This is a genomic window from Flavobacterium sp. (genome assembly GCF_020217025.1).
Taxonomy (GTDB): Bacteria; Bacteroidota; Bacteroidia; order Flavobacteriales; family Flavobacteriaceae; genus Flavobacterium.
Map to the genome: position 1 here is coordinate 1 of NZ_JAIWOF010000013.1, position 10,000 is coordinate 10,000.

The following is a 10,000-nucleotide window of genomic DNA, read 5'->3' on the forward strand; positions in this document are numbered from 1 at the left end:
TTCAAAGCGATTCATTTTAATCCATCATTCAAAGAAAACATTCATTTTGTGTATTTGAATCAGAAGCAAAGCAGCAAATTGGCAATTGCGAATTATATGTCGAAACACCATCATGTAAATACTGTAATTTCAAAAATCAACACCATAACTTACGACACCATAGATTGCAAAGAAGGAAAAGAATTTGCTAAACAAATGGAGAAGCATGAAATTATCATGAGTGATGTTTTAGAAATTGAAACCATTCAAGAAAAACTTTTTCCAGATTTTAAAGGTGTAATTAAAAGTTTGGGGGCTTGGGGCGGTGATTTTGTAATGGCAATATCTAAAGACAATCCTACAGCTTATTTTAAAGAAAAAGGATATTCAGTTGTACTTTCTTATGAAGAAATGATTTTATAATACTGCTTTCAAACCAATATAAAACAAAAAAACCACTCAATTGAGTGGTTTTTGTGGTACCTCCAGGGATCGAACCAGGGACACATGGATTTTCAGTCCATTGCTCTACCATCTGAGCTAAGGTACCTTTACAATTTAGAGCATTACTGCTTGTTGATTGCGGGTGCAAATATAGAACGATTTTTATATTTTCCAAAACAAATAATAAAAAAAATCAATTTGTATATTTGCACTTCATAAAACAAAACCATGCTTTTAACAATCGATGTTGGAAATTCAAGAATTAAAGTTGCTGTCTTTGAACACAATAAGCAAGTTGACTTTTTTATTTTTGAAACAAATGAAGCGCTAAAAAATTTTAAAAATATTTTTAAAAAATATTCTAATCTTCAAAAAATCATCTTTTCTTCGGTCGGAAAACTAGATGAAGACGTGGTGAATTATATCAAAAACCAGTTTAAAACAGAAATAATCACACACAAATCGAAGTTTCCTTTCACTAATTTATATTCGACTCCCGAAACTTTAGGAATAGATCGAATGGTTTTAGCCGCTGGTGCTACCTTGATGCTTCCTAATCAAAATAGATTAATTATTGATGCCGGAACCTGTATTACTTATGATTTTGTAAATTCTGAAGACCAATATTTAGGAGGCGCAATATCTCCAGGAATTAAAATTAGGTACAAGAGTTTAAACAATTACACTTCAAAATTGCCGTTATTATCTTTAAGCGAGGAATTCGACATCATTGGAAACAGCACAAAAAGCGCCATTCACAGCGGTGTAATTAACGGAGTTCTCTTTGAAATTGAAGGGTTTATTTCACAATATTCTCTTAAAAATCAAGATTTAACAATAATTTTAACAGGTGGGGACGCAGAATTTTTGGCTAAAAGATTAAAAAGCACCATATTTGCCAATTCAAATTTCTTACTAGAAAGTTTGAACATCTTATCAATTTATTTAAATGAAAATGATTAAAAAAATAATTGTTGTATTAAGTATTTTTTTCTCTTTAACGTCGTCAGGACAAGAGCAAACATCTTCACCGTATTCATCTTATGGATTAGGGGAGATAAAATATAAAGGAACTACAGATGTAAAAGCTCTTGGTGGTCTTGGAATTGCAGGAGATAGTATCAATATAAACTTACTAAACCCAGCCTCGTATTCTAAAATAAAATTAATCTCATTTGCTGTTGGAGGAACAACATCTTTCACAGATATTCAGAACAACTCTGAATCCGACAAATCAAAAAGAACAAGTCTTGATTATTTGCTAGTAAGCATCCCTTTAAAAAAACTAGGCGTAACATTTGGTCTTATGCCATATTCATCTGTTGGATACAAAACCAATAGTAATTTAACAGAATTAGACGGAACTGAAAGATTTAAAACGAAAACAGGAAGCGGTAACGTTAATAAGTTTTTCACCGGAATTGCTTATTCTGTTAATAAAAATCTAAGTTTTGGTATTGATTTTGGATATCACTTTGGAACAACAGAAAACGATTTCACAGAGAGTTTATATTCTCCAATAGTCTTACAATACAGCACAAAAGAGAGAAACACCTCAAAAACAAACGGATATTCTATAAATACAGGAATTCAATATTCAAAAAAAATAAGCTCTAAATTAAATTTATTAACGAGTTTTACTTTCAGCCCTGAAACAAAATTCAAAAACACTAATGATAGAGTTATCGCAACTGTTACTTATTCAAATAATGGCTCAGAAGCTTCTTTTGATGTAAGTGATGTTGTAACAACAAAAATAAACATGATAAATCCCTCAAAATTTAGTTTTGGAGCAGGAATTGGTGAAGCAAAAAAATGGTTAATTGGAACCGACATTACTTTTATTAATAATAGAAAATTAATAAACAGATTTGATATGGGTTCAGCCGTTTCATTTGAAAATTCTACCAGAATTGCTGTTGGAGGATATTATGTTCCTAAATACGATTCCTTTTCAAATTATCTAAATAGAATTGTTTATAGAGCAGGATTTAGATATGAAAACACTGGATTAGTAATAAATAACACCAGTATTAATGATTATGGCATGAATTTTGGACTAGGTTTACCAGTTGGTCTTTCTAGAATCAACTTAGGAGTTGAATTTGGAAAAAAAGGAACAACGTCAAACAACTTAATTGAAGAAAATTATTTTAACCTAAGTGTAGGTTTATCATTAAATGATATTTGGTTTAAGAAAAGAAAAATTGATTAATTATTTATAGCACCCAAAAGATGAAAACGAAATTAACTTTACTATTTATAGCAGCAGCTAGTTTTTTTGTTCAAGCACAAAACACTGAAGCATGTACTGAAACTTTAAGCTTAATGGCTACTTCAGTAAAAGCTAAAGATGTAGCAAGTTATGATTACTTAACAACGCTAAGAAAAGACTGCCCGTCTTTTCACAAAAGTATTTACAGTTTTGGAGAATTAGCTGTTAAATTGAAAATTGAAAAAGCAACTACTCCTCAAGAGAAAGAAAAATATGTTCGTGATTTATTAAAATTATATGACGAACACGATCAATATTTTCCTGGAAATGGCGCTGGAAATAAAATGAAAAAAGGATTAGTATTGTTTGAAAATAAAGTTGGAACTACTGATGAAGTGTTTCAATTGTTAGATGTTGCATTCAAAACTGATTATGCAAACTTCAAGTATGCGAAAGCAATGTATGTTTACTTCGAAATTTTAGTAAACAATCATAAGGCTAATAAAGGAGTAGAATTACAACAAGTATTTGATAAATATGACGATATTTCTAAAAAACTTGATGAGGAAGAAAAAGAATTATCTGAAGAAAATGATAGCTTCTTAACAAAAGAAGAAGCCGGAGAAGCTTTAACTGACAAAGAGAAAGCTAGAAAAACAAGAATTGAAAACAGTTTAGAAATTTTTGGAAATGTTAGAAATGACATGGACAATATTGTACTAGAATTATCTACTTGTGAAAAACTTATTCCATTTTACCAAAAAGGATTTGAGTTAAACAAAACTAACGAAGAGTGGTTAAAAAGAGCCGCAAATCGTTTAGATGCTAAAGGATGTGATTCAGATCCAATATTCTCAAAAATATCTGAGGCTCTTTATAAATTGAACCCAAGTGCTGAAGCTGCGTATCAGTTAGGTGTAGTAGAAATTCAAAGAAAAAACACTACTAAAGCTTTAGATTATTTTAATCAAGCTGCTGACTTATTCACAGACAACACTAAAAAAGCAAATGTGTATTACAGAATTGCAATTATGTATAGCAAAACAAATAAAGTTCAGTCTCGTACTTATGCAAGAAAGGCATTATCTGTAAAACCATCTTTTGGTAAGGCGTATTTGTTAATTGCACAATTATATGGTAGTAACATTAACGATTGTGGAGCAAATCAATTTGAAAAAAGAGCTGTATATTGGTTAGCCGCTCAATATTGTGATAAAGCTGGCGCAGTTGATTCATCTATTAAAGCTACTGCAAGCAAAACCGCAGCAAGTTATAGAGCATCAGCTCCTTCTACTTCTGAAATTTTTTCAGAGGGAAAACAAGGACAAAGAATTGCATTTAACTGCTGGATTGGAGAAAGCGTAGTTGTACCAAGCATTGGTAAATAATGAAACTATTATTAAAAAATAATATTCTAAACATGGTCACGATTTTTATCGTGACTATGTTTTTTTCATGTGAAAGCGACATCAAAAAAGTACAACAACTAAGCGAAACAAGTTTTATACCTACTGGAGAAGCCGACACAATTAACCTGAAATATACTGATTCTGGCAAAATCAAGTCGATTTTAAAAAGTCCAAAAATGTTAGATTATAGTAACATTACAAATCCTTTTACTGAGTTCCCAAAAGGCATCCATGTTACATTAATTGACAACAATGGAAATACTACAACCGTTGTTTCAAACTACGCCATTTCATACAAAAAAACGAACATTATTGACCTTCAAGGAAATGTAATTATCAGTTCTCAAAACGGCAAAAAACTGGAAACTTCTCAATTGTATTTTGATCAAAAAAATGAATGGTTTTTTACTGAAAAACATTTCAAATATACCGATGAGGCGGGAGGTTATTTAGAAGGTCCAGGTGTAGATTTCAGCAAAGACTTTAAAGTTTTTAACATGCAACAAAGTAGCGGTGAAGTAAACACTACTGACAAATAATTGTTTTGCAATTTGCTTTTTATTACATTTGATAAATTTATTAAATCATGACTTATTTAAAATTCATTCAATATATCTATTTAATTTTTGCAGTTTTCTTTCTATACGATGCTTTTGATAAATTCAACAAAAACGAAGATTACCTTTTAAGCATTATTATTGCTGCTGTTTCTGTAGGGATGTTTTTCTTCAGAAGACATTTTCACAACAAATACCAAAAAAAATAAACTCTAAATGGAGATAGCCATTATTGTAATTTGCTTACTACTTTCGGCTTTCTTTTCTGGAATGGAAATCGCTTATGTTTCTTCAAACAAAGTATATTTATCTATAGAGAAAAGACAACAAAACTTTAATGCCTCTATCCTTAGTAAACTTACAGAAAAACCTTCACAGTTTATAACTTCAATGCTCCTTGGAAACAATGTTGTGTTAGTAGTTTATGGTATTTATTCTGGAGATTTAATCATCAATTGGTTAGAAGGCTTTTTTGAATTTACGGCATTTATTGGATTACTGCTTCAAACGTTAATTTCAACCGCAATCATCTTATTAACAGCAGAATTTCTTCCGAAAGTTTTCTTTCAAATTTATGCCAATTCCTTTATTAAGTTTTTTGCCGTTCCAAGTTATTTCTTTTATCAATTATTCTTTTGGCCAACAAAATTTATCATTTGGATTTCAGACATTATCTTAAGAACCTTTTTTAAAACTCCAGGCGATCAAGTAAAAGAATATTTCAGCAAAGTAGAATTAGGAAACTATATTACGGAACAAATGAACAATGTTTCGCAAGACAACGAAATCGATTCCGAAATTCAAATATTCCAAAATGCACTTGAGTTTTCCGATTTGAAAGCAAGAGATATTATGACGCCGAGAACCGAGATTAGCGGTGTTGATATTTTAGACACTATTACAGAACTAAAAGATTTATTTGTAACTACAGGTTATTCTAAATTACTGATTTACCAAAATTCTATTGATGATATTTTAGGATATGTGCATTCATTCGAATTGTTCAAAAAACCTAAAACTATCAAAAGTATAATGATTCCTGTGGAATATATTCCAGAAACAATTTACATCAAAGATGCTTTAGACTTACTAACCAAAAAAAGAAAAAGTATTGCAGTAGTTTTAGATGAATATGGCGGAACATCTGGAATCATAACCGTGGAAGATATTATCGAGCAACTTTTTGGAGAAATTGAAGACGAACATGATTTAGACGAAGAATTAATAGACGAAATCATAGAAGAAAACACGTATTTGTTCTCTGCCCGACTAGAAGTTGAATTCTTAAATGAAAAGTACAACTTACAAATTCCAGAATCGGATTCGTATACAACTTTAGGCGGTTACATAGTAAATCACACAAAGGAAATTCCGACAAATGAAGAAAAAATCATCATCGAGAATTTTGAAATTATCATCCATTCGGCCAGTAATAAAAAAATAGAATTGGTTCGTTTTTCGGTAAAAGAAGAAAAAAGATAAAAATCTTTAAAAATTTAAAGTAAAATATGACTTTACTATTTTATTATTAAATAGATAATTGTATTTTCGCCCTCTGAAAAAAATTAAACACAAATAAAAATGGCAGTTTTATCTAAAATTAGACAACGTTCATTCTTCCTAATTATTATCATTGCTTTAGCATTGTTTTCATTTGTATTAGCAGATGTAATTCAAAGTGGTACATTTAGCACAGGAGCTAACAATGTAGGTTCAGTTAACGGAACAGACATTGAAGCAAAAGAATTTATGCAAAATGTTTCAAACATTGAAAAACAAGGTCAAGGTACTAGCACTACTCAAGCAATGAATAGCGCTTGGGAACAAGAAGTTAGAAGAATTATCCTTACAGAAGAATTCGATAAATTAGGTTTAAAAATTGGTAACGAACAATTAATTAACGTTATCAAACAAAATCCTAACTTAGCTCAAAACCCTCAATTTTTGAATGCTGCTGGTCAATTTGACGAAAATAAATTCAAAGAATTTTTGAAAGGAATCAAAAATGCTCCAGACCAAACACAATGGACAGAGTGGAAAACGTTTGAAAAAAATGTTGAAAGATATGCTGTAGAGCAAATGTACAACACTATGATAAAGTCAGGTGTTTATACTACCAAAGCAGAAGGTAAATTCCAATACAAATTAGAAAATGACAAAGTAGATTTCGAATATGTAACTGTTGCTTTTTCAACAGTAAATGATGATCAAGTAAAAGTTTCTGATGCTGAGATTATCGACTTTATGAAAAAATCTCCTAAAAAATACAAATCTGAAAATACAACAAGTATTGATTTCGTTTTAGTAGAAAACAAACCATCAAAAGAGGACGAACAAGCAATGTTATCTTCAATTGGTGATGTTAAAGTAAAATTTGACTCAGTTGCAAATGTTGGAGAATTTGTAAATGCCAATTCAGATATTAAATTTGATTCTACTTATTTAGCGAAAAAAGATTTACCTCTTGATTACCAAGAAGCATTATTCAATTTACCTGTTGGAGGTGTTTATGGACCATACGTTTTCAACGGACACCAATGTATTTCTAGAATGATTGCTAAAAAAGGAAATGCTAGCGCTAAAGCTAGTCATATTTTATTAGCTTACAAAGGAGCTCCTCAATCTACTGCAACCAGAACAAAAGAAGAAGCTCAAGCTTTAGCAAATGACTTATTAGCTCAAGCAAAAGCAAATCCAGGAAACTTTGCTATGTTAGCAATGACAAACTCAGACGATCCAGGATCTAAAAATAATGGTGGTGAATATGACAATATCACTCCAGGACAAATGGTACCTAAATTTAATGACTTCGTATTCAATAATCCTGTAGGCTCTATCGGTGTTGTTGAAACTGATTTTGGTTTCCACGTAATTAAAGTTATGGATAAATATGATGCCGTTCTAATGGGGACTGTAGCTCAAAAAATTCAACCATCTGAGGCAACTATTGACGCTATTTACACAAAAGCAAGTCAATTAGAAGCTGATGCTAATGAAAATGCAGATTTTGCAGCTTTAGCTAAAAAAGCAGGATTAGAAGTAATACCAGCTACTAACTTAAAAGGATTCGACGAGTACGTTCAAGGAGTGGGTTCTCAAAGAGAAATCATAAGATGGTCATTCAATAAAGATACAGAAATTGGTGATGTTAGACGTTTTGAAGTTCCTCAAGGTTTTGTTATTGCAAAATTAAAAGACAAAAACGAAAGTGGTTTATTACCAATTGACATAGCAAAACAACAAGTTGAACCAATCATTAAAAATCAGAAAAAAGCTGAAATTATTAAGAAAAAAATGAGTGGTGCTTCTTTAGAAGCAGTTGCAAAAGCTTCTGGAGCTTCTGTTCAGCCTGCTATGGGAGTTTCATTAAAAATGCCAGTTATTCCTAATATCGGTAATGAACCTAAAGTTGTAGGTAAAGCTTTTGGATTAGCTGCAGGTAAAACTTCTGAAGTTATTGAAGGAAACTCAGGTATGTTTATGGTAAGAGCTAAAGCTGTAACCAAAGCACCTGAAGTACCAAGTTACACAACTTACATTACTCAAGATAGAACTCAAAATCAATCATACGCTATCTCTAAAGCATACACAGCTTTAAAAGATAAAGCAGAGATCAAAGATAACAGAGCTAACTTCTAAGAAGAATTTCATATAATAAAAAAGGCTATCCGAAAATCGTGATAGCCTTTTTTTTATTTAATTTGTTTTATAACATAGGTCACAATACCCCAAATTATAAATTCGTTATGTGGTTCTATTTGAATGGGTGCATAACTTGGATTTTCGGGCATTAAAAAAATAGCTTCATCAGTTTTCTTGATTCGTTTTACTGTAAACTCACCGTCAATAAAACAAACCGCTACAGCATTATTTCTTGGCTCAAGACTTCTATCAATTACTAAAATATCGCCATCATCAATTCCTGCCCCTGTCATGGAGTTTCCACTTGCTTTGGCATAAAAGGTTGCTTCTTTGTTCTTAATCAACAAATGATCTAAACTTACTTTTGATTCTTCAAAATCAGCTGCAGGCGATGGAAATCCTGCTTTAATTTCACTTGAAATAAATGAGGTTTCGATCGGATTTTCAAAATCAGGAACGAAGAAAGTTATTTTGGAATTTACTTGCATTTTACTTCTAGTAATTCGTTAAAATTCGTAGTATATCGATTGGATAAATGATTCTGTTTCATTTTCCAAGTACGTTTTAAATCTTGTGACGCTAATCTAAGTTTACGTTCACCTGTTTTCGCTTGAACCGCATCCATAACCTCCATGAGTTTTTGGTATTTGGGATTCTCCTCATCAAAAAGTTTAAATTGGCGTTGAGAAGAAGGTACAATCTCTGAAACTATAACACCTGCTTTTTTGTAAGCAGTTCCTTCTTGATACAAATCTTTCAACATCATAATAGCGGCTTGACTAATTGAAAAAGAAGTATTGGAAGGAAAAGATAAAGTTTGCATGCGATAAAAACTATACTTTTCACCATTAGCGTTAAATGGATCTTTTCGCAAATACAAAGTAACCGCATTGCAACAGGAACTTTGTTTTCGTAATTTCTCAGAACAAACACTTGCAAAAGTTACTACTCGCTCTTTGAGTTCATTAAAATCAGTAATATCTTTCTCGAAACTTCTCGTTACAGCGATATTTTTCTTTGCCTTAGGCTCTTCCATTTCTAATACGGATTTCCCTTCTAATTCATACTTCAAACGCATTCCTACGACTCCCATTTCTTTGCGAATAAAGGCTTCGTTATGTAGAAGTGTAAAATCATATGCCGTTTTAATGTTTTTCGCCTGCATTTTTTTGGTTAAACGAAAACCAATACCCCAAACATCTTCAATTTTAGTCCACTTTAAAGCTTTGATTCGTTTTTCCTCTGTATCGATAACATAAATTCCATTTGTGCGTTCTGGAAACTTCTTAGCAATTTTATTAGCTACTTTTGAAAGTGCTTTTGTAGGCGCAAAACCGATTCCAATAGGAATACTCAACCATTTCAAAATTCTGTGTTGGATTTCGGCACCATACGCGTTGAAATCAGGAATTGTCATTCCTGAAAAATTCAAAAAAGCTTCGTCGATACTATACACCTCAACATTTGGTGTATAATTTTCTAAGATTTTCATCACTCTATGGCTTAAATCGCCATACAACGCATAATTGGAAGAAAAAACGTGAATATCATGTTGCTTTATCAAATCGCGAACTTGAAATTCAGGTGCGCCCATTGGAATTCCCAATACTTTAGCTTCGTTACTACGCGAAATGATACAACCATCATTATTAGACAAAACCACAACAGGTTTGCCATTTAACTGAGGCTGAAAAACACGTTCGCAAGAAACGTAAAAGTTATTACAATCGACTAAAGCATACATCTTGTAAAGT

The 10,000-nt window shown here is 31.6% G+C and carries 9 protein-coding genes, 1 tRNA gene and 1 pseudogene; 8 read left to right on the forward strand and 3 right to left on the reverse strand.

Annotation, left to right across the window (positions count from 1 at the left end; translation table 11 throughout):
• Positions 1–402: pseudogene (locus LDL23_RS00510) on the forward strand (GHMP kinase); the annotation flags it as partial.
• Positions 403–456: 54 nt separating this feature from the next.
• On the opposite strand, the gene LDL23_RS00515 reads toward LDL23_RS00510, so the two are convergent.
• A tRNA-Phe gene (locus LDL23_RS00515) sits at positions 457–529 on the reverse strand.
• Between the two features lie 122 nt (positions 530–651).
• On the opposite strand from LDL23_RS00515, the gene LDL23_RS00520 reads away from it, so the two are divergent.
• The 7 genes from LDL23_RS00520 to LDL23_RS00550 all read left to right on the forward strand — a co-directional run bounded on the left by LDL23_RS00520 (position 652) and on the right by LDL23_RS00550 (position 8,243).
• Complete coding sequence (locus LDL23_RS00520; protein ID WP_291263956.1) at positions 652–1,386, forward strand: type III pantothenate kinase; 735 nt, start codon at positions 652–654, stop codon at positions 1,384–1,386.
• Entirely contained in the window at positions 1,379–2,638 is a 1,260-nt protein-coding gene (locus LDL23_RS00525; RefSeq protein ID WP_291263957.1) for a hypothetical protein, read from the forward strand. The genes LDL23_RS00520 and LDL23_RS00525 overlap by 8 nt, the downstream gene beginning before the upstream one ends.
• A gap of 20 nt (positions 2,639–2,658) precedes the next feature.
• Positions 2,659–4,026: a hypothetical protein gene (locus tag LDL23_RS00530; protein ID WP_291263958.1), complete on the forward strand. Its 1,368-nt coding sequence runs from the start codon at positions 2,659–2,661 to the stop codon at positions 4,024–4,026.
• Entirely contained in the window at positions 4,026–4,586 is a 561-nt protein-coding gene (lptC, locus tag LDL23_RS00535) for an LPS export ABC transporter periplasmic protein LptC (protein WP_291263959.1), read from the forward strand. The genes LDL23_RS00530 and lptC overlap by 1 nt, the downstream gene beginning before the upstream one ends.
• 47 nt (positions 4,587–4,633) lie before the next feature.
• Positions 4,634–4,813, forward strand: coding sequence for a hypothetical protein (locus tag LDL23_RS00540; protein WP_291263960.1), 180 nt, complete (start codon positions 4,634–4,636; stop codon positions 4,811–4,813).
• A gap of 7 nt (positions 4,814–4,820) precedes the next feature.
• Positions 4,821–6,086, forward strand: coding sequence for a hemolysin family protein (locus LDL23_RS00545; protein WP_291263961.1), 1,266 nt, complete (start codon positions 4,821–4,823; stop codon positions 6,084–6,086).
• Positions 6,087–6,185: 99 nt separating this feature from the next.
• Positions 6,186–8,243 carry a peptidylprolyl isomerase gene (locus tag LDL23_RS00550; RefSeq protein ID WP_291263962.1) on the forward strand — a complete coding sequence of 686 codons (2,058 nt, stop codon included), beginning with the start codon at positions 6,186–6,188 and terminating at the stop codon, positions 8,241–8,243.
• A gap of 53 nt (positions 8,244–8,296) precedes the next feature.
• Here LDL23_RS00550 and umuD read toward each other — a convergent pair whose 3' ends face one another.
• The gene (gene umuD / locus LDL23_RS00555; protein ID WP_291263963.1) at positions 8,297–8,734 is read right to left on the reverse strand and encodes a translesion error-prone DNA polymerase V autoproteolytic subunit; all 438 of its coding nucleotides are present in this window, start codon (positions 8,732–8,734) and stop codon (positions 8,297–8,299) included.
• The coding region (locus tag LDL23_RS00560) for a Y-family DNA polymerase (RefSeq protein WP_366935451.1) at positions 8,725–10,000 on the reverse strand (1,276 nt) is incomplete at its 5' end. The genes LDL23_RS00560 and umuD, both read right to left, overlap by 10 nt.

What these genes read in the sequence shown, in the direction of transcription:
- LDL23_RS00520 (WP_291263956.1), top strand. Translation starts at nt 652, where the DNA reads ATGCTTTTAACAATCGATGTTGGAAATTCAAGAATTAAAGTTGCTGTC.
- LDL23_RS00525 (WP_291263957.1), top strand. Translation starts at nt 1,379, where the DNA reads ATGATTAAAAAAATAATTGTTGTATTAAGTATTTTTTTCTCTTTAACG.
- LDL23_RS00530 (WP_291263958.1), top strand. Translation starts at nt 2,659, where the DNA reads ATGAAAACGAAATTAACTTTACTATTTATAGCAGCAGCTAGTTTTTTT.
- lptC (WP_291263959.1), top strand. Translation starts at nt 4,026, where the DNA reads ATGAAACTATTATTAAAAAATAATATTCTAAACATGGTCACGATTTTT.
- LDL23_RS00540 (WP_291263960.1), top strand. Translation starts at nt 4,634, where the DNA reads ATGACTTATTTAAAATTCATTCAATATATCTATTTAATTTTTGCAGTT.
- LDL23_RS00545 (WP_291263961.1), top strand. Translation starts at nt 4,821, where the DNA reads ATGGAGATAGCCATTATTGTAATTTGCTTACTACTTTCGGCTTTCTTT.
- LDL23_RS00550 (WP_291263962.1), top strand. Translation starts at nt 6,186, where the DNA reads ATGGCAGTTTTATCTAAAATTAGACAACGTTCATTCTTCCTAATTATT.
- umuD (WP_291263963.1), bottom strand. Translation starts at nt 8,734, where the DNA reads ATGCAAGTAAATTCCAAAATAACTTTCTTCGTTCCTGATTTTGAAAAT.